Below are 23500 nucleotides of genomic sequence, written 5' to 3'. Positions count from 1 at the left end.
GTACGTGGGGGGCTCCCGGTGCCGAAGCCACTGCTGTTCCTGGATGTCGACGGGGTCCCTCAACCCGGTCTGCCCCAGACCCGAGGCCGGGTTCGACAGCCACACGCTGCTCGGCTACACCGTGCTGCTCTCCGCCCGGCACGGCGCGTGGCTCCACGAACTCGCCGCCACCTACGAACTGGTGTGGGCCACCACGTGGGAGGAGCACGCCAACACCCACATCGCCCCGGCGATCGGCCTGCCCGACCTGCCGTACGTCCGCTTCACCGGGTACGTCCCGCAGCCCGGCGACCCCCGGGTGCCGCTGATGGAGCTGTTCTCCGCGCACAAGTGGGCGCCGCTGCTGCGCCACGCCGCCGGACGGCCGTTCGCCTGGGTGGACGACGTCATCCCGGCCCGGCTGGTGCGCCGCTCGCTCTGGCGCCGCGACCGGCTGCTGCTGCCGATCGACCCGGGCCAAGGGCTGGAGCGCCGGCACGTCGACCGGCTGCTCGCCCGCCCGCCGCGCGGCGACGCGCTGCGCAGCGGGTTCAGTCCGTCGGAAGCCAGCTGACGTGGCCGGCCAGCAGCGCGTACCCGACGAAGGCCACGGTGTCGATCAGCGCGTGCGCGACCACCAGCGGCATCACCCGCCCCCAGCGCCGGTACAGCAGGCAGAACACCGCGCCCATCACCATGTTGCCGACCAGCCCGCCGACGCCCTGGTACAGGTGGTACGAGCCGCGCAGCACCGAGCTGGCCACCACGGCCGCCGGCCAGGACCAGCCCAACTGCCCGAGGCGGCGCAGCAGGTAGCCGACGACCAGGACCTCCTCCAGGATGGCGTTCTGCCAGGCGGCCGCGACCAGCACCGGGATCCGCCACCAGACGTCGGGCAGTCCGGAGGGCGCCACCGTGAGGTTGTAGCCGGCCGTCTGGGAGGCCAGGTAGAGCGCCAGTCCCGAGCCGCCGATCGCGGCGGCCACCACGGCGCCCCGGCCGAGGTCGCGCAGCTTCTGCCCGAGGTCGAAGCCGAGCACCTTCAGTGCCGTACCCTCGCGCACCAGCAGGTAGCCGACCAGGACGACCGGCATCAGTCCGCGGCCGATGTAGTAGAGCTGCCAGGCGAGGTCGAGCCAGGGCCGGTCGGGGGCGCGCGAGGCGTTCAGGGTGGCGACCTGCTGGCCGAGCTTCAACTCCTCGGTCAGCGAACCGGTGAAGCTGATCAGCGCGCCGATGCCGCTGGCCCCGAGCGAGAGCCCGAGGACGATCAGCAGCTCGATGCCGAGCAGCCGGCGCGTCGGCTTCGCGGTCCCCGGTTCGGTCGAGGCGGTGGTCACGGGCTGCTCCAGCGGGCCGGTGTCGCTCCGGCCGTCGGCCGACCGCCGGAGCGATCATCCTTCCACACCGCCCGCGGCCGGCCGGCGGCCCGCGGCGGGCGCTACCCCACCGGCCAGGTGTGCACCGGCTCGCCGCTGCGCATGTGCTCGATGTAGCGGCGCGTCATCGCCGCCAGCGCCGCCGGGCGGTCCATCCCGAACTGCTCGCGCAGCCGGTGGAAGGTGGCGCTCTGCCAGGCCGCGCCGTTGGTGCGGCGCAGGCAGCGCTGCTCGATGATGCCCAGGTAGCGGTCCCGGTCCGCGGGCTCCACGCCCCACTCGTCCAGGCCCTGGTACGCCATCGGGAGCAGCTCGTTCAGCACCAGGTCGACCGCGGGGACGGCGGCCGGTCCGGCGCCGCGCGCACCCCGGCCGGAGCGCGGCCACTGCAGCACCGCGTCGATGCCGTGGCGGCAGGCCTGCTGGAAGTTGGCGTCGGCCTGGGCGAAGGGCAGCCGGGTCCAGATCGGCCGGGACTGCTCGGCCAGCACCCGTACCAGCCCGTAGTAGAAGGCGGCGTTCGCCAGGGTGTCGACCACCGTCGGCCCGGCCGGCAGCGCCCGGTTCTCCACCCGCAGGTGCGGCACGCCGCCGCTGACGTCGTAGACCGGGCGGTTCCACCGGTAGATGGTCCCGTTGTGCAGCCGCATCTCGGCCAGCCGGGGCACTCCGCCGGAGGCCAGTACCTTGACCGGGTCCTCGTCGTCGCAGATCGGCAGCAGGGCCGGGAAGTACTTCAGGTTCTCCTCGAACAGGTCGTACGCCGAATCGACCCAGCGTTCGCCGAACCAGGTGATCGGGCGCACGCCCTGGGCCTTGAGCTCCGCCGAACGGGTGTCGCAGGCCTGCTGGAACAGCACCGGCCGGGTCTCCCGCCACAGCTCCCGGCCGAACAGGAAGGGCGAGTTGGCGCCCAGTGCCAGCTGCGGTGCGCAGAGCGCCTGGGCGGCGTTCCAGACCGAGGAGAACCGCTCGGGGGTGACCTGGAGGTGCAGTTGCAAGGAGGTCGCGGCGGCCTCGGCCACCATCGTGATGGACTCCAGCTGGAGCCGTTCGACGCCCTCGATGTCGAGCGTGATGTCCTCGCCCCGGGCGGCCAGGATCTGGTCGCTGAGCAGGCTGTAGCGCTGGTTGTGGGACATCGCGTCGAGCCCGGTGTGGTCGTTCTCCAGGGTCGGCAGGATGCCGACCATGACGATCCGCGCGCCGACCTCGGCGGCCTTGCGGTCGGCGTAGCGCAGGCCGGTGTCGATCTCCTCCCGCAGTTCGTCCAGCACGTGGCCGCAGAGCCGGTGGGGGGCGATGTTGACCTCGATGTTGAACTGGCCCAGCTCGGTCTGGAAGTCGCTGGAGGCGATCGAACTGAGCACCTGGGCGTTGCGCATCACCGGCAGGCCCTGCTCGTCGGCCAGGTTGAGCTCGATCTCCAGCCCCATCACGCCCCGCGGTCGGTCGAAGCGGTCCTCGCGCAGCATCCGTGCCAGCGCGTCGAGACAGGACTGCAGCTTGCGCCGGTAGAGCTGCCGGTCCGACAGGTCCGCCCGCGTCGCCACGACCTTCTCGCCCATGGGTCCCCTCCTCCGGGGCCGGCCGACCGGCCGACCGTGCAAGCATCATGCCCACCCCGAAGATCGATACCCGAGAGCTTCGAACGGCTTGCAATGCAAGGAATCTGATGGTGTTTCAGCGCAACTGCCGACTTGCCCGACGCCACCGCCTGTGATAAACAGGTCACCCTGCGCACCTGTTCGATTGAATTCGCACTGCGCGCTCCGGCCCGGTCCCACTGCCGATCCGAGACCCTCGTCGACGGCAGCCCCGCGCCCGCACCGCGATCATGCACAACCGGACACGGCCAGGTCCCGTCACCGAAGACACACCGCGCCACGCCGGTATGCCGCACTCGCACGCCGATCTCGCACGGAGAGGCGACCCCGCCATGACTCTGCAGACCCCCCAGCCCCCACCCAGCGCCCTGCGCGCGGTGCTCGCCGCGCTCGACTCGGAGACCGCCCTGCGCCAACCGGCCGCCGCAGCGCTGCGCCATCCGGTCGGCTCCCTGCTCCCCGCACACCCGCTCGCCGTCCACGTCCTGGAGGGGCCGCGGCCCTCGCTCGCGGCGGCCCGGCGGACGGGCTGGCGCTTCCTGATCAAGGACGGCGCCGAGGTGGTCGCCGCGGCCGAGGTGGTGCAGGCCGTCGAGGGGCACGCCTTCTCCCACTTCACCGCCGGCCCCTACCTGGACTCCACCGTCCGGGCGCTGCGGCAGGCCTGGCAGCTCGCCCAGTCCTCCCGGGTGCGCCGGCAGCCCCGGCTGCTGACCTTCCCCGGCCAGTACGCCACCGCGCTGTGGCTGCACGGGCCGGACACCGGCACCGAGGGCGACCTGCTGATCCCGCTGGCGCCCGCCCCGCTCGGCGTCACCGCGCACCGGGCCTACCCCGCCGACGATCTGCTCGCCCTGCTGGCCCGTCCGGCGCTCGAAAAGCCGATGCTGCTCGGCTTCTCCTGAGTCCCGGGAGTCCCTCCCGTCCGTGCACCTGTGAGCCCGCCACCCGGACGGGCCATCCGGTATGACCCGAAGGGGTCAGTCACCGGATGGCCCGTCCGGTACTGCTTTCGGCCCAAAGCCATCTGAACGGGTGATCTCTGCCCGGGAGTTGTGGCGCATGTCACGAAATTGCTGCGCGAACGTCCCCGGATGCCGACACTGGGAACCAGCGTGGAAGGACCACCTGTCCTACCCACAGGAGAGCCGGTCCACACCTGGGCCGGCCGGACAGGTCCGACTACCGCGGCGGCGGCGACGGTTGAACCGGCGGCGACCGCGTCCACGGGGAGGATCGCAACGCGAAGCGAGGGTACGCGTATGTGCCAGCACCGTCCTGAGTGCCCGTCGGCCGAGTCCGAGGACCGCGAGGCGGCCGAGCCGGTGGCCTGCCACCCGGAGCAGGGCTGGAGCCTGCTCTGCAACGGCGTCCTGCTCTTCGAGGACACCGGCGAGCTGCTGCCCGACGGCCGGGTGATCGCCCCGCGCCGCCCCGCCGCCTTCGCGGCCTGAGCGCCGCGCCGACGGGGGCAGCCGTCACCACAGGGGGCCGCGACCGCAGTACCGGCACACGGGCAGGGCCCCGGCGGAACGTTCCGCCGGGGCCCTGTCGCATGCCGTCCGGGTCGGGCGGCAGGTGGCGTCAGGCGCCGTACTCGTCCAGCGGCGGGCAGGAGCAGACCAGGTTGCGGTCGCCGTACGCGCCGTCGATCCGGCTCACCGGCGGCCAGTACTTGTCGGCCGGGTTGACGCCGGCCGGGAAGACCGCCTCCTGGCGCGAGTAGCCGTGCGCCCAGTCGCCGGCCAGGGTGGCGGCGGTGTGCGGGGCGTTGCGCAGCGGGTTGTCGTCCGCGGCCCACTCGCCGGAGCCGACCTTGTCGATCTCCGCACGGATCTCGATCATCGCCTCGCAGAAGCGGTCGATCTCGTGCAGGTCCTCGGACTCGGTGGGCTCGATCATCAGCGTGCCGGCCACCGGGAAGGACATCGTCGGCGCGTGGAAGCCGTAGTCGATCAGGCGCTTGGCGATGTCGTCCACCGTCACGCCGGTCTCCTTGGTGAGCGTGCGCAGGTCGATGATGCACTCGTGCGCGACCAGGCCGCCGGGGCCGGTGTAGAGCACCGGGAAGTGCGGGGCCAGGCGCTTGGCGATGTAGTTCGCGTTCAGCACCGCGACCTGGGTGGCGCGCTTGAGGCCCTCGCCGCCCATCAGGCGCACGTACGCCCAGGAGATCGGCAGGATCGCCGCCGAGCCCCAGGGCGCGGCCGAGATCGGGCCGACGCCGGTGGCCGGGCCGGCCTCCGCCTGCAGCGGGTGGTTCGGCAGGTACGGCGCCAGGTGGGCGCGGACCGCGACCGGGCCGACGCCCGGGCCGCCGCCGCCGTGCGGGATGCAGAAGGTCTTGTGCAGGTTCAGGTGCGAGACGTCCGCGCCGAACTTGCCCGGCTTGGCGAGGCCGACCAGGGCGTTCAGGTTGGCGCCGTCGACGTACACCTGGCCGCCGGCCTCGTGCACCATGGCGCAGATCTCGGTGATCTCGGTCTCGTACACGCCGTGCGTGGACGGGTAGGTGACCATCAGCACCGACAGCTCGTCGCGGTGCTTCTCGATCTTCGCCTTGAGGTCCTCGACGTCCACGTCGCCGTCGACCAGCGTCTTCACCACGACGACCCGCATGCCGGCCATCACGGCGGAGGCCGCGTTGGTGCCGTGCGCGGAGGACGGGATCAGGCAGACGTCGCGACCGGTGTCGCCGTTGGCGCGGTGGTAGGCGCGGACGGCCAGCAGACCGGCCAGCTCGCCCTGGGAGCCGGCGTTCGGCTGGATGGAGACCGCGTCGTACCCGGTCACCTCGACCAGCTGCTGCTCCAGCTGGCGGATCAGGGTGAGGAAGCCCGCGGCCTGGTCGACCGGCGCGAACGGGTGCAGCTGGCCGAACTCGGGCCAGGTCACCGGCTCCATCTCGGTGGTCGCGTTGAGCTTCATGGTGCAGGAGCCCAGCGGGATCATGCCGCGGTCCAGCGCGTAGTCGCGGTCCGACAGGCGGCGCAGGTAGCGCAGCATGGCGGTCTCGGAGCGGTGGCTGTGGAAGACCGGGTGGGTGAGGTAGTCGTCCTCGCGCAGCAGGCCGACGGGCAGCGCGTCGGCGGACTCGGCCACCTCGACGCCCTCGACGCCGAACGCGGCCCAGACGGCGGCCAGGTGCTCGCGGGTGGTGGTCTCGTCGGTGGAGGCCGAGATGCGGTCCTCGCCGTCCTGGTGGACGTTGACGCCGTTGGCGCGGGCGGCGGCGGCGATCTCGGCGGCGCGGCCGGGGACGACCGCGGTGACGGTGTCGAAGAACTCGCCGTGCAGCAGCTCGACCCCGCCGGCGCGCAGGCCCTCGGCGAGCGCGGCGGCGTAGCGGTGGGTGCGGCGGGCGATGTCGGCCAGGCCGTCCGGGCCGTGGTAGACGGCGTACATCGAGGCCATCACGGCGAGCAGCACCTGGGCGGTGCAGATGTTGGAGGTGGCCTTCTCGCGGCGGATGTGCTGCTCGCGGGTCTGCAGGGCGAGGCGGTAGGCACGGTTGCCGTCCGCGTCGACGGAGACGCCGACCAGGCGGCCGGGCAGCGAGCGGGCGTACTCGGCGCGCACCGAGAGGTAGCCGGCGTGCGGGCCGCCGAAGCCCATCGGCACGCCGAAGCGCTGCGAGGTGCCGCAGGCGATGTCGGCGCCGAGCGAGCCCGGGGACTTCAGCAGGGTCAGCGCCAGCAGGTCGGCGGCGACGGCGACGATCGCGCCGAGGCCGTGCGCCTGCTCGATGACGGCGGTGAGGTCGCGGACCACGCCGGTGGCGCCCGGGTACTGCAGCAGCACGCCGAAGACGCCGCGCTCGGCGATCTCGGCCGGGATGCCCGCGGACAGGTCGGCGACGACGACCTCGACGCCGGTCGGCTCGGCGCGGGTCTCGATGACGGCGACGGTCTGCGGCAGGGTCTCGGCGTCGACCAGGAAGACACCGCCCTTGACCTTGGTGACGCGGCGGGCGAGCGCCATCGCCTCGGCGGCGGCGGTGCTCTCGTCGAGCAGCGAGGAGCCCGAGGTGGGCAGGCCGGTCAGGTCGGAGACCAGGGTCTGGAAGTTGAGCAGCGCCTCCAGGCGGCCCTGCGAGATCTCCGGCTGGTACGGCGTGTAGGCGGTGTACCAGGCCGGGTTCTCCAGCACGTTGCGCAGGATCACCGGCGGAGTGAAGGTGCCGTAGTAGCCCAGGCCGATCATCGGCTGGAGGACGGTGTTGCGGCCGGCCAGCTCGCGCAGCTCGGCGAGGACCTGGGCCTCGCTGCGGCCGGCGGGCAGGTCCAGGGCGGTGATGGAGCGGATCGCCTCGGGGACGGCGGTGGCGGCGAGCTCGTCCAGGGAGCCGTAGCCGATGTGGGCCAGCATCTTCTCCTGCGCGGCGGCGTCGGGTCCGATGTGGCGGTTCTCGAAGGGGCTGGCCTGTTCGAGTTCGCTGAGGGTCGCGGGGCTGGTGGGACGTCCCGGGTTCGGCTGGGCGTTCATGGTGGTCGAGGCCTCCTGGTCACGGACCGGCGGGGGTACGCACGCCGGACGGCCGTCACCGCTGGGGGGCGGCAAATCGACCCGGGCGAACGAACCCGACAGGCCTCCCCCTCTGTCATCGGGACCTGAGAGCTTCGCCCGCACGGCGCACGGTCTGCGCGCCGCCGGCTTGCACCGTCGGTGAGGGTGGTGGCCGTCGGCTCCCTCGCCGTCGGTCCTGCCCTGCTTTCCAGAGTGACCTACCCCGCACGGTACGGATGCCTGAGAGATTCCGGGGAGGGTTTGCTCCTTCGGCGCCCCGACCAGCGGCTTCCGCCGGCGGGGACTCTCCCGAGCGGGCTCGGCAGTCGCGCCCAGGGTACCAGCGCAAGCCCCTCGGATCACGGGTGCGCCTCGTCACTCGGCCGTTCCCGCGGGTGACCCGGACGGCCCAGTGCCCGGCCCCGAGGAGCGCTCCCGGCTCGCGCGCGTCCGGTTGATGGCTTTTGGTGTGAAGTGGCGGATGGGAAGGGCCCTCCAGCCGTCAGCCTGCGGGGGTTCCGCAGGAGCAGCGCACTGGAGGAACAGAGTGCAGACCGACATCGACCCGCGGGACCTCATCGGCCACAAGGCGGTCGACCGCAACGGAGACAAGATCGGCACGGTCGACGAGGTGTACCTGGACGACGCCACCGGCCAGCCGGAGTGGGCCGCCGTCCGGACCGGCATCTTCGGCCGGGACGCCTTCGTCCCGCTGACCACCAGCGAGTTCTCCGGCGACGAACTGCGGGTGCCGTACGACAAGTCGCTGGTCAAGGAGTCCCCGGACTTCGGGGTCGGCCAGCACCTGTCGCCCGCCCAGGAGCTCCAGCTGTACCGCTACTACGGGTTGGACACCCCCGCGGACGGGCGCCCGGCGGCCGGCGACGGCTCCGGTTCGCAGCCCGCCGACCTGGACTTCGGTTCCGGCACCGGGGTCCCCGCCGCCGCTGCGGCCGCGGGGACCGCCGCCGCAGCCGCCCGTCCGACGGAGCCGCCCCGCTCCGTCCCCTCCGACTCCGCGGCCGGCGCCGCGGACCCGGCCGCCACCGCCCGGACGGCGGCCTTCACCACCTCGTCGAATGCGACCACCATGCCCGTCCCCCAGGTCACCGAGACCGCCCCGCCCGCGTCCGCCCCGATCTCCCCCGCCGTCCCCCTGACCGACAAGCCGGGCCTCGACAAGCCCGGTCTCGACCGGCCCGCCGAGGCCAACGTCCGCCCGGTCGCCGCCCCCGAGCAGGGCCGCACCGCCGAACCGGTCCGGGCCGCCGAGCCGGTGCACGCCGTCGGCCCGGCCGGGTCCGCGCCCGGCGGCCCGGTCGAGATCACCTGCCGCGAGGAGCGGCTGGACATCACCACCGAGTGGCACATCCTGGGCACGGCCAAGCTGCGCAAGTACGTCACCAGCGAGGCGGTGGAGCGCCGGGTCGCGGTGGTCCGCGAGCGGGTCCGGGTGGAGCGGATGCCGGTCGGCGAGGCCGAGCGGGCGGCGCTGACCGACAAGGAGATCGCCGAGGCGGTCGAGGAGGTCACGCTGCGCGAGGAGCGTCCGGTGGTGCGCAAGTACCTGGCCCCGATCGAGCGGGTCCGCCTGGTGGTCGAGCGCTACACGGCGGAGGAGGTGGTGCGGGACGAACTGCGCCGCGAGCACGTCGAGGTGCACGACAACACGGCCGCCGCGGCGCCCATGCCCGCGTCCGGGCACAGCGCCCCGGAGTCCACTCCGCCCACCGGTGGCGAGGGCCGGCCGGCGCCGCTGCGGCCGCTGGTCTGACGGCGCGGCGCGCGAGCGGCACGGGGCCCCGGACCGGTCACGGTCCGGGGCCCCGCCACTTTGCCAAAGCTTCACCAATCGATATTTGACACACTGAAGTATCTCCCTGCATGGTTATTTCAGTTCATTCACTATGTACGGGAGGAACCAACCGTGAGTGAGGCACCACAGCCCACCGTCGCGGCCGGTAACCAGAGCAGTGCACGGGTCCTGCCCGCCCTGCTCGTGGCGATGCTGTCGTTCAGCGTCGTGCAGACCGCGGTCGTGCCGATCCTGCCCTCGCTCGCCAAGGAACTGGACGTCTCCGGCTCCAGCATCACCTGGCTGATGACGGCGAACCTGCTGTCCGCCGCCGTGCTGACCCCGCTGCTGGGCCGCTTCGGCGACCTGCGCGGCCGCAAGCCGATGCTGCTGATCTCGCTCGCCGGACTGGTCCTCGGATCCGCCCTCGCGGTGAGCACCCACTCCTTCACCTGGCTGGTCGTCGCCCGCGTCCTCCAGGGCGCCGGCGGCGGTGTACTGCCGCTGGCCATCAGCATCGTCCGCGACGAGCTGCCCAAGGAGAAGGTCACCGCCGGCGTCGCCGCGATCAGCGCCTCGATGGGCGTCGGCAGCGGCCTCGGCCTGGTCGCCACCGGCCTGCTCCTGGAGCAGTGGAGCTACAAGTCGATCTTCTGGATGGGCCTCGCCTTCGGCCTGATCGCGGTCGCCCTGGTCGCCCTGCGGGTGCCCACCGACCCGGTCACCGACAAGGACGGCGGCGCCGACCCGCTCGGCGCGCTCACCCTGGCCGGCTGGCTCTCCGCCCTGCTCGTCGCCGTCAGCCAGGGCAACAACTGGGGCTGGACCTCCAACCGCACCCTCGGCCTGTTCGCCGTCGCCGCGGTGCTCGCCCTGGTCTGGGGCATCATCGAGGTCAAGGTCAAGCACCCGCTGGTCGACATGACGATGATGTCCCGCCCGGCCGTCGCCTTCACCAACCTGGCCGGCCTGCTCATCGGCTTCGGCATGTACGGCTCGTTCATGGTCATCAGCAACTTCGCCCAGACCCCGGAGAAGCTCGCCCACTACGGCTTCACCGCCTCGGTGCTGCACGCCGGCGTGATGCTGCTGCCGTCCGCCCTCGGCTCGATGGTCGCCGCCCCGGTCGGCGCCCTGCTGATCGCCCGCCGCGGCCCCCGCCTGCCGCTGGTCCTCGGCGGCGTGCTCGGCGCGGCCGCGATGGCCTACATCGCCGTCCGGCACGACGCCGAGGGCGACATCTACCTCTCCGCCGCCGTCTTCGGCCTCGGCATCGGCCTCGCCTTCTCCGCCATGCCGGCCTACATCAACGGCGCCGTCCCGGTCGAGCAGAGCGGCATCGCCAACGGCATGAACGCCGTGCTGCGCACCGTCGGCGGCGCGATCGGCACCGCCGTCATGGCCGCCATCCTCACCGGCGACACCATGAAGCTGCCGATCCCGGTCTCGCTGCCCACCCTGGACGCCTACGAGCACGCCTTCTGGACCGCCGCCGCGGTCTGCCTGGTCGCCGGCGCCGTCCCGTTCATGATCCGCCGGATCAAGCCGGCCCCCGCCGTGGTCGGCGACGCGACCGAGACCCCCAGCCCCGTGCTGGCCAAGACCGACGCCTGACGAGGCGTCCCCCCTCGCGCCCAGGGACAGGGCGCGAGGCAGCCGGCCCCGGCGGTCGACGAGGGCATCGCGACCGCCGACGGCCGGCACGACACGCGGCCCCGCCCGGTACCCCCTCCGGGCGGGGCCGCTGCACGTCTCCGGCGGTCCGCCCGCCGCCCCGGGGCGCCCCCGACCGCAGTACCCCGAGCGCCCGGCCTACCCGCCGGGCGCTCACCCGTCCTCCGGGCCCCCGCGCAGCGGCAGCGGCCGGGAGGGCTCCAGCGCCGGATCGTCCACCGCGAAGGTCCGCACCCGGCCCGGCCCGCTCCACGGCGTCTCGAACCGCACGGTCACCCGGCCCACCCCGCTGCCCTGCACCCAGCCGGGACCGTGCTCGGCGTGCCGCACGTCCTGCCCCGGCGACCAGCGCCGCCCCGGGGCGGCCTCCCCCGCGGAGTGCTCGGCCTCCTCCTCGGACGCCGCCGGCGCCTCCGGGTCCGCCGTGTCCGAGCCGGCAGCCGCCGCCTCCCGGGCCGCGGACTCGCGCTCGGCCTGCGCGAAGAGGTCCTCCTGCGTGTAGTCGGCCAGCTGCGAGACCCCGACCCCGAGCAGCCGCACCCCGCCGGTGATGTCCACCTGCGCGGCCAGCCGGCGGGCCGTCCCGACCACCACGGCCTCGTCGTCCGTCGGCCCGCGCAGCGTCTCGGAACGGGTCAGCGTGGAGAAGTCGAAGCGCCGCACCTTCAGCACCACCGTCCGCCCCGAGCGCCCGGCCGCGCGCAGCCGCCGCACGCACCGCACGGCCAGCTCGTCCACCTCCCGCAGCACCCGCTCACGGTCCGCCAGGTCGACCTCGAAGGTGTCCTCCACCGAGACCGACTTCGCGTCCTGGTCCGCCACCACCGGCCGGTCGTCGAAGCCGGTCGACATCTGGTGCACGCCCGCGCCGTGCGCCCGGCCCAGCAGCTGCACCAGCTCGGTCTCCCCCGCCGCCTCGATGTCCGCCACCGTGCTCAGCCCGGCCCGCCGCAGCACCTGCTCGGTGGCCGGGCCGACCCCGGGCAGCGCCCGGACCGGCATCGGGCCGAGCACGGCCCGCTCCTGCCCGGGCTCGATCAGCACCAGGCCGTCCGGCTTGGCCCGCTCCGAGGCGATCTTGGCCATCAGCTTGGACCCGGCCGCGCCCACCGAGGCGGTCAGCCCGGTGCGCGACCGGATGTCGGCGCGGAGGTCCTCCGCCACGGCGAGCACCATCCGCTCGCCCGTCCCGTGCTCGGCTTCCACCAGCGCCGGCCCGTACGGCCCGGCCTCCAGGTCGACGAACGCCTCGTCCAGGCTGAGCGGCTGCACCAGCGGCGACAGCTCCCGCAGCAGGCCCATGACGATCTCGCTGACCTGCCGGTACGCCTCGAACCGCCCCGACAGGAAGGCCGCGTTCGGGCAGAGCCGGCGCGCTTGGGCCATCGGCATCGCCGAGTGCACCCCGAACCTGCGCGCCTCGTACGAGGCCGTGGAGACCACCCCGCGCCCGCCCAGCCCCCCGACGACCACCGGCTTCCCGCGCAGGCTCGGCTTGGCCGCCTGCTCCACCGCGGCGAAGAAGGCGTCCATGTCGAGATGGATGATGCTGGGCAGTGACCGCACCCGCCGATCATCCCGCACGGGTACGACAATCCCGCCGCGTCAGCGCCCCGTCAGCGCCCCGCGGCGTCCGCGAGGGCCCGCGGGATGCCCGGCTCGCGCGGGCCGAGGAACACCGGGTCCGGCCGCAGCAGCGCGTCCAGGGCGGCCTTGCCGGCGCCCGGGATCTCCCGCAGCTCCCCGTACCGCCAGGTGAGGTCGTGCCACTCCTCCACCCCGACCGCGTACGCGTCGATCCCCGCCGCCTCGCAGAGCGCCACCGCCCGGCGGACGTGGAAGGTCTGGCTGACCAGCACCGCCCGGTCCACCCCGAAGACCCGCTTGGCCCGGATGCACGAGTCCCAGGTGTCGAAGCCCGCGTGGTCCCCGACCACCCGGATCCCCGGCACCCCGCGCTCGATCAGGTACTCCCGCATCGCGCGGGTCTCGTCGTACGCCACCCGGCTGTTGTCACCGGTGACCAGGATCGCCTGCACCTTCTGCAGCCGGTACAGCTCCAGCGCCGCGTCCAGCCGGTGCGCCAGGTAGGGCGAGGGCCTGCCGTCGACCAGACCGGCCCCGAACACCACCGCCACCGGGGCGTGCGGCGCACTCTCCACGGTGCCGACCTGCCGGTCGGTGGTGAACCGCAGCCAGGCGCTCGGCGCCAGGGCCAGCACGCAGAGCAGCACGGCCAGCCGGACGAGCCGCCGCTGCACCCGGCGCCGCCGCAGCCGGTCCGCCGCGCGCAGCACCAGCCGCCGTGCCCGCCGCCGGAGCAGTGCGGGTATGCCGGAGGTGTCCGCGGTGTCCGCGGTGTCCGAGGTGTCCGAGGTGTCCGCCGTGCCTGACGCGCCGCCCGTCCCGGTGCCGAACCGCACCCGTCCTCCCCTGATCCGCCTGCCTGGGCACCGATCCGCCCGCCGGGGCTGCATCCCCGCCACGGCCTTGATCGAATCACCAGGGCTGACGACGCGACGGGCCCGGACGGTTCCCCGTCCGGGCCCGTGCCGGGATCCGGTGGCGCCGGCGGACCGGCGGTGCGGTCAGACCGCGCGGTTGCGGCGCTGCGCCAGTTCGTCCGCCGGGTCGTGGCCGAGCAGCGTCTCGCCGGTGTCGGTGCGCTCGGCGTGCAGCCGGCCGAGGGCCGACTCCAGCTCCTGCCAGACCGCGCCGACCGCGATGCCGAAGACGCCCTGGCCGCCCTTCAGCAGGTCGACCACCTGCTGCGGCGTGGTGCACTCGTAGACCGTCGCACCGTCGCACATCAGGGTCAGCCCGGCCAGGTCGGCCACCTCGGCGGCCTGCAGATGGGCGACGGCCACCCGGATGTTCTGCAGCGAGACCCCGGCGTCCAGCAGCCGCTTGACGATCTTCAGCAGCAGGATGTCCCGGAAGCTGTACAGCCGCTGACTGCTCGCCGGGTACACCGAGCGCACGCTCGGCTCCAGCAGGCCCGTCCGGGCCCAGTAGTCCAGCTGGCGGTAGGTGATCCCGGCGGCGGCGCAGGCGGTCGGGCCGCGGTAGCCGATCAGCGCGGAGGTCGGGGCGAGCCGCTCGATGGCGGGCTGGCCCGGCTGGACGGCCGGGAACCGGGCCATCCGGGGCAGTTCGGGCCTCGGCAGCTCCGCCACCGGACGGGCGGCGCGGGGCAGGTGCACGGAGCACAGGCCTCCCACGGCCGCTTCGTCGCCGGTACTGGTCATGCCTACCTCCGTCCACTCGTGCTGCGGGCAAACCGGCACACGGGTGAAGGCACCCGGGCAGCCACTCCTGACGGTAGGCAGTAGCCCATGACCCGTCAACGATCGCCACGCCGAGCCGCACAAACCGCATCACTCAGGAGAGTGGTTTTTCGTGCCCCCAGTGTGGGTAGGTGGACGTCTTTTGGCAAAACGGAATGATCTACGACGGTCGCCGGGCTCCACCGGCCACCGGGTCACGCACCGCACACCGCCTACTGCGGCCCGCCACCGCCGAAGTCCTCCGGCGACACCTGGTCGAGGAACTCGCGGAACTTCTCGACCTCGTCCTCCTGCTCGTCCGGGATCGCGATGCCCGCCTCGGCGAGCACCTCCTCGCTCCCGTAGATCGGGGTACCGGTGCGCAGCGCCAGGGCTATCGCGTCGGACGGCCGGGCACTCACCTCCACCCCGCCGGAGAACACCAGCTCCGCGTAGAACACGCCCTCGCGCAGGTCGGTGATCCGCACCTCGGTGAGCTGCTGGCCGAGCGCCTCCAGGACGTCCTTGAAGAGGTCGTGCGTCAGCGGGCGCACCGGCGTCATGCCCTGCTGGGCGAAGGCGATCGCGGTCGCCTCGCCGGGGCCGATCCAGATCGGCAGGTACCGATCGCCCCCTACCTCCCGCAGCAGCACGATCGGCTGGTTGGAAGGCATCTCCACCCGGACACCCACGACGTCGAGCTCATTCACACAGGCAACCCTATGGCCCACAACCCGGATATGAAAGCGCAGGCCCGACGGTGCAGGTCAGCGCCCCCGGGGCGGCCGGCGGGGGCCCCTGCGGACCGCACCCGGCGATGCGCTACGACCGGGTCTTCAGACCGGCCTGGACCATGGCCGCGTGCAGCCGCACCGAGAGGGTGGCGAGCTCGCGCGCGGTGGCCTCGGCGTGTGCCCGGGTCTGCGGGTTGCGGTGGCGGCGCAGCGGCGCCACGACCTGCTCAACCAGGGCGACCTCGCGGTCCGCGGCAGCCTTCATGGCCCTCAGGTGGCGCGGTTCGAACCCGTACCGGCCGAGCTCCGCCACCAGCCGGGCGACCTGCAGCGCCTCGCCGTCGTAGCCGCCGTCCGGGCCGGACCGGAGCAGTCCGTAGGCCTCCCACTCGACCAGTTCGCCCTCGCCGGCCTCGGCCGCCGCGAGGAGTTCCGCCCGGCCGAGCCGGACACCCGCGGCGGACTCGGCGGCGGCGACCAGCTCGCGGTCCGCCTCCTCCAGCGGGCCGGGCCTGGCCTCGGCGGGCGGCAGGGCGGGCGGGTTCTCGCCGCGCTCGATGGCGTCCAGGTGCTCGCGGATCACCCGCAGCGGCAGGTAGTGGTCGCGCTGCATGCGCAGCACGTACGCCAGCCGCTCGACGTCGGCCGGGCTGAACTTGCGGTAGCCCGAGGGGGTGCGCTGGGGCTCGACCAGGCCCTCCGACTCCAGGAACCTGATCTTGGAGATGGTGACCTCGGGGAAGTCGTCGCGCAGGAAGGCCAGCACCGCACCGATGCTCAGCAGCTCGTTGCCGCCGCGCCGGCGGGCCTCCCCGGCCAGCCGGTCCACTGCCCGGACCGGCTGCCTGGGGGCCGCGACCACCCCGCGTGCCTGGCCCGTCTGCGGGCCGGACGGCGCGGGGTTGGCCGCCCCGAGAGACGAAGGAGTATGCGCGCTCACTCGGGCTCCTGCCGAAGTCGTGGTCAGTACCCCCGGTTGTGGCCGGCGAAGAAGACCAGCCGGTACTTGCCGATCTGCACCTCGTCGCCGTTGTTCAGCGACACCTCGTCGATCCGCTCCCGGTTGACGTAGGTGCCGTTGAGGCTGCCCACGTCGGCCACCGTGAAGCCGATCGGCGTGCGGCGGAACTCCACGTGCCGGCGCGAGACCGTCACGTCGTCGAGGAAGATGTCGCCCTGCGGGTGGCGGCCGGCCGTGGTGATGTCCGAGTCCAGCAGGAAGCGGCTGCCGGAGTTCGGGCCGCGCTGGACGATCAGCAGGGCCGAGCCCGGGGGCAGTGCGTCGATCGCGGCCAGCACCTCGGGCGACAGCGCCGGCGTGGTGCCGGTCCCCGTGGTGGCGTTGGGGTCGTACGACTCCAGGCCGGAGATCGAGATGGTCGACGTGGTCTCCGCCGCCCCCTCGGGCAGCGCGCCGCCCCGCAGCGCCGTTCCGCAGTTGGAGCAGAATCGGGCCGAGGCCGGGTTCTGGTTCCCGCAGCGGGGACACGGAGCGTAGCCAGCCATGTTCGCAGCCTCCTGGCGCGGCACACCCGCCGGGTGGTGGCCGGCGTACGGGTCCGGGGCAAACCCTCCACCAGAGGTTGAGGGTCCTGACTGGAAACCTATGCGCGGGTCGGCGGAGGGGTCAACCGACGCGCCGTAGCCCACCGGATTACCCGCGTACTGGGCGCCGGCGCCGTCCCGGAAGAGGGGCCGCTCGCCGGGGTAGCCGGCCGCCTCGGGGGCGGGACGCATGCCCGGCACGGCCGGGTCCTCCGGCTGGCGGTGGTACGCGGTCGGCGCCTCGACCGCCGCCGCGTCCCGGTCCTTGTTACGACCGAACAACTTGGAGAAGAAACTCACGGGCGAATCCCCTTGCGTGTGACAGACCCGCCCGCGGGGCAGGGTGAGGACCTCGTACAGGCTGCGGACCCGGTTGCGGACCGGGCCGGCGGGAGCGGTGCTCCGACGGGTGGTGCTCCGGCATGTGATGCCGGGGACCAGTCTCGCCGACCCGACTGCGGTGACCCCCACCGGGGGCTGACCTCAGCTGACGGGCCGTGCGGCGGGTGCCCCGTCACTTCGGCGCCGGTTTGGCGTACTGCGGTGTCTTCAACTCGACGACGGCGTCGACGACGACCTTCTGCTGCTGGGAGATGGTGGCCCTGGCCGCGTTGCTCTCCAGCGTCCGGACCACACCTCCCGGGATGTTCAACGCGGGCGTCAGGTCCTGCGGGTTGCCCACGACGGTGAAGCGGTAGGGCTGCGAGACCTTCTTCCCGTCGATCTGCACACCGCCGCCCGAGACGTCGGTGAAGTGGGTACTGACCACCACGCGCACATCGTTGATCTGAATCGCCTCCGCCCCCGCCGCTCGGAGTTCCTGCAGGGTGTCCAGCAGCATATCTGCCTTCACCTGCCCTTGGGGATCATCGACCGTGAGTACGATGCCCGGACCAGTGGCTTTGACGGTACCGGCGAGCACACCGAGTTCCGTCACCTTCTTCCTGGTCTGTTCCTGGGCCTCCTTGGCCTGGTTGGAGCTGTTCTCCAACTTGGCCAGGGACTGCTCCAACTCCGCCTTCTCCTGTTGGAGACGCTGCTGACGGCTGTCCAGTTCGTCGAGGATGCGCACCAAGTCCTCCTGGCGCGCCCCGCGCAGCTGACTGTGGTGGTCATTGGTCGAGCGCACCTGGATCGCCAGCGCCAGCCCGAGCGAGAACAGCAGCAGCGCCACGACCAGCTGACCGCGCGACAGCCGCGGCGGCCACAGCGCCGACTGCAGCCGGCGCCGCCCGGCGTTGCGCGGGTCCGGCGCGGACTCCGCCGCGGGCTCGTCGGCGTCCGCGGCCGGGGCCTCGGCCGCACCCTCGGGCTCGCGATCGGGCTCGGCCTCGGGCGCCGCTGCAGGCTCGGGCCGCCGTGCAGGAGCGGGAGCAGCCGCAGCAGCGGGTATCGGCTTGGGCGCGGCCTTCGACAGCACCAGCGTCGCCGGATCCAGCGCCGGGTCCGGCTCGGGCCGCGCCGGCTCGGCAGCCCGTACGGGCTCCGGCCCGCGGACGGGCTGCGCTGTACGGGGCTCCGCTGTCCGCGGCTCGGCTGTACGCGGCTCCGCGGGCTCGGCCGCAGCCGCGGGCCCGACCCGGACCTCCTCCTCGCCGCCGCCCTCACGCGGATCCCCGGCCGACTCCGCCGCAGCCCGCTCGACCTTCGCAGGCCTCGACGCCTCCGCGGCCTCCGCGCCCTCCAGGGCGTCCGCGACCTCCTCGACCCGCTCGGTCGACGCCGCCGGGTCCGCGGCCTCCTCGACGGGCTCCGCCGCCCCGGCGGTCTCCGCGGCCGGTGCCGCGGGCCCGCCCGGCTCGCGCTCGCCCGGCGCGTCGGCCGACGCGGTGTCCGGCTTCCCGGCCCGCTGCTCCGCCGCCCCGTCCCGGCGCCCGCTCGCGCCGGCGCGCCCGTCCGTGGCCTGGTCCGTGCCCTCGCGCACCGCTTCTCCTGCCCGTTCGTCCGGCGATCCGTTCCCCGGCTTCCCCTCGTCCGCGGGCCCCCGCCCCGTCTCAGGCGCGGAAGACATGGCGCCTGATCGCTGCGGCGTTGGAGAAGATGCGGATGCCGAGGACGACCACCACACCCGTGGACAGCTGCGAGCCGACGCCGAGCTGGTCGCCCAGGAAGACGATCAGCGCCGCGACGACCACGTTGGACAGGAACGACACGACGAACACCTTGTCGTTGAAGATCCCGTCCAGCATCGCCCGGACACCGCCGAACACGGCGTCCAGCGCCGCCACGACGGCGATCGGCAGGTACGGCACGAACGCGTCCGGCACCTCGGGCTGGACGAAGAGGCCGACGACCACCCCGATCGCAAGACCCAGTACGGCAATCACGGTCTGGCTGCTCCTGTCCCTGTGGCGGGCGACCCGGTCGTGGTCGCCGGGGGCGCGTGGCTGGTGGTGGTCTTCTTCGGCGTGCTGGGCGGCGCCGCAGGACGCGTCGATCTACTGGCGGACGGGCTCGGCGAGCCCGTCCCGCCGGGGGTTCTGGACGGGCTCGGGGAGGGGCTCCCGGACGGCGTTCCCGAGGCGCTCCCGGCGGCGGAGGGCGTGGCGTCCGGCCCCTCGGTGGGCTCGGGCGACACCGGCTGCGCGGTGCGGAGCGTCATGCCGACCGCGGCGGGCAGCGTCAGGTTCTTCTGCGTCGAGATCGTCGACTTGATGCCGTACTTCTCCTGCAGGATCCGCAGGTACTCCCCCGCCATGCTGCGCTCGAAGCCGGACACCAGCTTCGATCCGTCGCCCAGCGCCAGCACCGTGTACGGGGGCACCAGCGGCCGGTTGTCCACCAGGACCGCGTCGCCGGCGTTGCGGATCGCGGAGAGGGCGGTGAGCCGCTGTCCGTTGATGGATACCGCCTCGGCGCCGGTCTGCCAGAGGCCGTTCACCACCAGCTGCAGGTCCCGGTCGCGCAGCCGCCCGCTGTTGGCGAAGCCCTCGGCGCGCGGATCGACGGCCCCGCCGGCGCCGGTACCGGGCGCGTCCTCCAGGACCAGGCGCACGCCCGGCCCGCTGACCTCGGAGAGGCCCACCCCGGCCGCCAGGCCGGCCAGCCCGCCGTCGCCGGAGTTCAGCGCCTGCTGCTGGGTGGTGTCGACCCGCCGCCGCAGGTCCTGGACCTGCTTCTGCAGGCGGTCGACCGAGCCGTTGGCGTCATTGACCCGGTGGATCAGCGCGTCCCGCTCCTTGGCCAGCGTCGGCGCCGCCTCCTGCGCGTTCACCGCGCCGACCGTGAGGATCCCGCCGACCAGCGCCAGCCCGGCCCCGAGGGTCACCAGGCCGCGGGTCGTGGTGGGTATCCGGCTGTCGCGCGCGCCTCCGCGCGCCGCGGCCGCCTCGGCGTAGCCCTCGTCGAGACTGTGGTCCATCACGTTGGTCAGCAGGGACATCGACGCGTCCGGACGGTCGAACCGTCCGTCGCGGGCACTCGGCGTCGGCGTCGCTGGCATGCGGACCATCGTCCCATGCCCGCGGACGGACCGGCGCACAGCCCCTGACCTGCGAACACTTCAAAAGCGACCAATCGCACGAAACGGACAGCGGGGTGGGAGGGCCTTCGCCGTCCCACCCCGCCGTCAGCACGCGTCCGTCACCGTCCGGCGCCGTCCACCACCGCCGCCCACTCGTCGAGCAGGGCGTCGGTCGCCTCGTCGTCCGGGCCCTCCGCCCACAGGTGGGTGACCGCCTCGGCCGGGTCCGGCAGCACCAGCGTCCAGCGCCCGTCCGCCTCGACCACCCGCACGCCGTCCGTGGTGTCCAGCCGTCGGCTGCCCGCCGCCTCGACCACGGAGCGCATCACCATGCCCTTGGCCGCCCACGGGGTCGCGATGTCCCGGCGGCGGATGTGGGCCTGCGGGATGCGCGCGTCGATCTGGCTGAGCGTCAGCTGGGTGCGGGCCACCAGGCCGACCAGCCGGACGAAGGCCGCGGCCCCGTCCAGCACCCCGCTGAACTCCGGCACCACGAAGCCGCCGCGTCCGTCGCCGCCGAACACCGTGCCCTCGGCGGCGGCCGCCTTGGCCAGGTCGTCCGGCGTCGTGGTGGTCCAGATGACCTGGGTGCCGTGGTAGGCGGCGACCTGTTCGGCGATCCGGGTCGTGGTCACCGGCAGCGCCACCTGCCCGCTGCGGCGCTCGGCCGCGACCAGGTCGAGCAGCACCAGCAGGGCCCGGTCGTCGTCGATCACGCGGCCCAGCTCGTCCACGAAGGCCACCCGCTCGCCGACCGGGTCGAACCGCACCCCGAAGGCCGCCCGGGAGGACGCCACCAGCTCGCCGAGCCTGGCCAGGCCGGCCCGCCGCTCCTCGGCGTCCTCGGTGGGCCGCGCCTCGTCCAGTCCGCTGGACACGGTGAGCGTCTCCACCCCGAGCCGGCCGAGGATGCTCGGCAGGACCAGCCCGGCGCTGCCGTGCGCGGTGTCGACGACCACCTTCAGCCCGGCCTCCCGGACCCCGCTGGTGTCCACCGCCCGCAGCAGGTTGCCGGCGTAGGAGTCGAAGACGCTGGACGGGAAGGTCAGATCGCCGATCTCGCCGGGGAAGGCCCTGCGGTACTCCTGGCGGGCGTAGACGCGGTCCAGCTTGCGCTGCCCGGCCTGCGACAGGTCGGCGCCCCGCTCGTCGAAGAACAGGATGTCGAGCGAGTCCGGCACCCCGGGGGTGGTCCGCAGGAAGATCCCGCCGGCGCTCCCCCGCGCGGTGTGCTGCCGGGCCACCGGCATCGGCACGTTCTCCAGGTCCCGGACGTCGATCGCGCTGGTCTGCAGCGCCGAGATCATCGCCCGTTTGAGTGCTCGCGCACCACGCGAGTGGTCACGCGCAATGGTGACGGTCGCGCCCTTCTTCAGGGTCGTCGCATAGGCCCCCGCCAGCCGGACGGCCAGCTCGGGGGTGATCTCCACGTTGAGGATGCCGGAGACCCCGCGCACCCCGAACAGGTGCTCCTGCCCGCGCGACTCCCAGATCACCGAGGTGTTGACGACCGCACCGGCCTCGATCGTCTTGAACGGGTACACCCGGACGTTCGCCGCGATGATCGACTCCTCGCCGATCAGGCACTCGTCCCCGATGACCGCGCCGTCCTCGATCCGGGCCGCCCGCATGACGTCGGTGTTCTTGCCGATCACGCACCCGCGGAGGTTGCTCTGCGGGCCCACGTACACGTTGTCGTGCACCACGGCCTTGTGCAGGAAGGCACCGCGTTTGACGACCACGTTGCTGCCCAGCACGGTGTGCTCGCGGATCTCCACCCCGGCCTCGACCTTGGCGTAGTCCCCGATGTACAGCGGCCCGCGCAGCACCGCCTCCGGATCCACCTCCGCGCCCTCGGCCACCCAGACGCCCGGCGAGATCTCGAAGCCGTCGAGCTCGACCTCGACCTTGCCCTCCAGCACGTCCGCCTGGGCCTTGCCGTAGCTCTCGTGGGTGCCCACGTCCTCCCAGTAGCCCTCGGCGATGTAGCCGTAGACCGGCTTGCCCTCCTTGAGCAGTTGCGGGAACACGTCGCTCGACCAGTCCACCGACTCGCCGGCCGCGACGTAGCCGAAGACCTCGGGCTCCATCACGTAGATACCGGTGTTCACCGTGTCCGAGAAGACCTGGCCCCAGGTCGGCTTCTCCAGGAAGCGCTCGACCCGGCCCTCCTCGTCGGTGATCGTGATTCCGAACTCCAGCGGATTCGGCACCCTGGTCAGACAGACCGTGACCAGCGCGCCCTTCTCCCGGTGAAAGGCGATCAATTCCGAGAGATTGAAGTCGGTGAGCGCGTCGCCGGAGATCACCAGAAAGGAGTCGTCCTTGAGCGCGTCCTCGGCGTTCTTGACGCTCCCGGCCGTACCGAGCGGGGTCTCCTCATTGGCATAGGTCAGATGCATACCCAGCTCTTCGCCGTCGCCGAAGTAGTTCTTCACGAGCGAGGCCAGGAACTGGACGGTCACGACGGTTTCGGACAGGCCGTGCCGCTTCAGCAGCCGCAGGACGTGCTCCATGATCGGCCTGTTGGCCACCGGAAGCAGCGGCTTCGGCATGCTCGACGTCATCGGGCGGAGTCGGGTGCCCTCGCCCCCTGCCATCACAACGGCTTTCATTACGGGTGCGTCCTCCTTCGCGGTGGTGGACCTAGAGGTCCATCAAACCGTTCCAGAGGTTGTCTACCCGGAAGATTTCGTCCGACTCACCGTGGCGTCGTGGTACTTCTCTCAGCGCACGCGTCTCAGGGGGTGGACATCAGGCCGCCGACGGGCGGGCACTCGCGGCCCGGACGATCTGCCGCACCTGCACCGCGTACAGAATGGCGGCCCACCAGTAGAGCACCGTCCCCCACCAGATGAACGCCCAACTCACGGTCTCCGCCGGCTCGGCGATCCAGCTGTCGCCGGTCCCCAGCAGGAGAAGCGGAAACGCGTACATCAGATTGAATGTCGCGGCTTTCCCCAGGAAACTCACCTGCAACGGCCCGTACCCGTACCGGTTGAGAATCGGCAGCAGCGCCGCGATGAACAGCTCGCGCGCGAGGAGGATCGCCGTCAGCCACCACGGCAGGATCTCCCGCCAGGTGAGGCCGAGCAGCGTCGACAGCACGTACAGCCGGTCCGCGAGCGGGTCCAACAGCTGCCCGACCCGGCTGATCTGCCCCCACCTGCGGGCCAGTTTGCCGTCCAGGTAGTCGCTGATCCCACTCAGCATCAGGATCAGCAGAGCCCAGCCGTCGTTGTTCGGCCCGCCGAACACCGGCCACAGGATCAGCCACAGGAAGACCGGCACGCCGACCAGCCGGCCCATGCTCAGCAGGTTGGGGATGGTGAGGACGCGATCGGTCTGGACCCGCGTCTCCTGGACCTCCACCCGGGGGCCTCCTGTACGGTACGACGACTTTGCACGATGACCTTACAACAGAAAAGCCCCCGTCCGGTTCACCCGGCGGGGGCTCTTCTGAATGATTGTTCGGCGGCGTCCTACTCTCCCACAGGGTCCCCCCTGCAGTACCATCGGCGCTGTGAGGCTTAGCTTCCGGGTTCGGAATGT

Annotated in this window: 19 protein-coding genes, 1 rRNA gene and 1 riboswitch; of the genes, 5 read left to right on the top strand and 15 right to left on the bottom strand. The window is 72.8% G+C overall.

Going from position 1 to position 23500, the window contains the following annotated elements; all coding sequences use genetic code 11:
* The first annotated feature begins 43 nt into the window (after nt 1-43).
* The gene (locus tag ACWGB8_RS12300) at nt 44-553 is read left to right on the top strand and encodes an HAD domain-containing protein (RefSeq protein ID WP_452212813.1); all 510 of its coding nucleotides are present in this window, start codon (nt 44-46) and stop codon (nt 551-553) included.
* Here the strand turns inward: ACWGB8_RS12300 and ACWGB8_RS12295 are convergent.
* Nucleotides 531-1319 carry a CPBP family intramembrane glutamic endopeptidase gene (locus tag ACWGB8_RS12295; RefSeq protein WP_452212811.1) on the bottom strand — a complete coding sequence of 263 codons (789 nt, stop codon included), beginning with the start codon at nt 1317-1319 and terminating at the stop codon, nt 531-533. The genes ACWGB8_RS12300 and ACWGB8_RS12295 overlap by 23 nt on opposite strands.
* A gap of 101 nt (nt 1320-1420) precedes the next feature.
* Nucleotides 1421-2926 carry a glutamate--cysteine ligase gene (locus ACWGB8_RS12290; RefSeq protein WP_452212809.1) on the bottom strand — a complete coding sequence of 502 codons (1506 nt, stop codon included), beginning with the start codon at nt 2924-2926 and terminating at the stop codon, nt 1421-1423.
* A gap of 371 nt (nt 2927-3297) precedes the next feature.
* Here ACWGB8_RS12290 and ACWGB8_RS12285 point away from each other — a divergent pair, with 371 nt between their 5' ends.
* Together ACWGB8_RS12285 and ACWGB8_RS12280 are read left to right on the top strand one after the other, a co-directional pair.
* Entirely contained in the window at nt 3298-3870 is a 573-nt protein-coding gene (locus ACWGB8_RS12285; protein WP_452212807.1) for a hypothetical protein, read from the top strand.
* A gap of 357 nt (nt 3871-4227) precedes the next feature.
* Nucleotides 4228-4419, top strand: a complete 192-nt coding sequence (locus ACWGB8_RS12280) for a DUF5999 family protein (protein WP_452212805.1) — start codon at nt 4228-4230, stop codon at nt 4417-4419.
* A gap of 130 nt (nt 4420-4549) precedes the next feature.
* Here ACWGB8_RS12280 and gcvP read toward each other — a convergent pair whose 3' ends face one another.
* Nucleotides 4550-7450, bottom strand: coding sequence for an aminomethyl-transferring glycine dehydrogenase (gene gcvP, locus ACWGB8_RS12275; protein ID WP_452212804.1), 2901 nt, complete (start codon nt 7448-7450; stop codon nt 4550-4552).
* Nucleotides 7451-7689: 239 nt separating this feature from the next.
* Nucleotides 7690-7793: riboswitch (glycine riboswitch) on the bottom strand.
* A 225-nt stretch (nt 7794-8018) separates the two neighbouring features.
* On the opposite strand from gcvP, the gene ACWGB8_RS12270 reads away from it, so the two are divergent.
* Both ACWGB8_RS12270 and ACWGB8_RS12265 read left to right on the top strand, forming a co-directional pair.
* Entirely contained in the window at nt 8019-9245 is a 1227-nt protein-coding gene (locus ACWGB8_RS12270; protein WP_452212802.1) for a PRC and DUF2382 domain-containing protein, read from the top strand.
* Between the two features lie 153 nt (nt 9246-9398).
* Complete coding sequence (locus ACWGB8_RS12265; protein WP_452212801.1) at nt 9399-10880, top strand: MFS transporter; 1482 nt, start codon at nt 9399-9401, stop codon at nt 10878-10880.
* Between the two features lie 213 nt (nt 10881-11093).
* Here ACWGB8_RS12265 and ACWGB8_RS12260 read toward each other — a convergent pair whose 3' ends face one another.
* From ACWGB8_RS12260 to rrf, 12 genes are all read right to left on the bottom strand, one after another.
* Entirely contained in the window at nt 11094-12506 is a 1413-nt protein-coding gene (locus ACWGB8_RS12260) for a DNA polymerase IV (protein ID WP_452212799.1), read from the bottom strand.
* A gap of 50 nt (nt 12507-12556) precedes the next feature.
* Nucleotides 12557-13273 (bottom strand): SanA/YdcF family protein, encoded by a 717-nt coding sequence (locus ACWGB8_RS12255; RefSeq protein WP_452212874.1) that lies wholly within the window; start codon nt 13271-13273, stop codon nt 12557-12559.
* 255 nt (nt 13274-13528) lie between these two features.
* Nucleotides 13529-14188 (bottom strand): MerR family transcriptional regulator, encoded by a 660-nt coding sequence (locus ACWGB8_RS12250; RefSeq protein ID WP_452212797.1) that lies wholly within the window; start codon nt 14186-14188, stop codon nt 13529-13531.
* A gap of 251 nt (nt 14189-14439) precedes the next feature.
* Entirely contained in the window at nt 14440-14916 is a 477-nt protein-coding gene (locus ACWGB8_RS12245; RefSeq protein ID WP_452212795.1) for a bifunctional nuclease family protein, read from the bottom strand.
* A 112-nt stretch (nt 14917-15028) separates the two neighbouring features.
* The gene (gene ftsR / locus ACWGB8_RS12240; RefSeq protein ID WP_452212872.1) at nt 15029-15721 is read right to left on the bottom strand and encodes a transcriptional regulator FtsR; all 693 of its coding nucleotides are present in this window, start codon (nt 15719-15721) and stop codon (nt 15029-15031) included.
* A gap of 182 nt (nt 15722-15903) precedes the next feature.
* Nucleotides 15904-16446 (bottom strand): FHA domain-containing protein, encoded by a 543-nt coding sequence (locus tag ACWGB8_RS12235; protein ID WP_452212793.1) that lies wholly within the window; start codon nt 16444-16446, stop codon nt 15904-15906.
* A gap of 553 nt (nt 16447-16999) precedes the next feature.
* Nucleotides 17000-18409 carry a DUF881 domain-containing protein gene (locus ACWGB8_RS12230; protein ID WP_452212792.1) on the bottom strand — a complete coding sequence of 470 codons (1410 nt, stop codon included), beginning with the start codon at nt 18407-18409 and terminating at the stop codon, nt 17000-17002.
* A 70-nt stretch (nt 18410-18479) separates the two neighbouring features.
* Entirely contained in the window at nt 18480-18812 is a 333-nt protein-coding gene (locus ACWGB8_RS12225; protein WP_452212791.1) for a small basic family protein, read from the bottom strand.
* On the bottom strand, nt 18809-19927 hold the full coding sequence (locus ACWGB8_RS12220) for a DUF881 domain-containing protein (protein ID WP_452212789.1): 1119 nt from the start codon (nt 19925-19927) through the stop codon (nt 18809-18811). The genes ACWGB8_RS12225 and ACWGB8_RS12220 overlap by 4 nt, the downstream gene beginning before the upstream one ends.
* A 140-nt stretch (nt 19928-20067) precedes the next feature.
* A complete protein-coding gene (locus ACWGB8_RS12215; protein ID WP_452212787.1) occupies nt 20068-22563 on the bottom strand; it encodes a sugar phosphate nucleotidyltransferase in 2496 nt (831 codons plus the stop codon).
* A 139-nt stretch (nt 22564-22702) separates the two neighbouring features.
* Nucleotides 22703-23320, bottom strand: coding sequence for a CDP-alcohol phosphatidyltransferase family protein (locus tag ACWGB8_RS12210; protein WP_452212785.1), 618 nt, complete (start codon nt 23318-23320; stop codon nt 22703-22705).
* Between the two features lie 97 nt (nt 23321-23417).
* Nucleotides 23418-23500 (bottom strand): 5S ribosomal RNA (gene rrf, locus ACWGB8_RS12205); the annotation flags it as partial.

The organism is Kitasatospora sp. NPDC054939, assembly GCF_053610105.1.
This window is presented reverse-complemented; position numbering and strand designations above follow the sequence as displayed.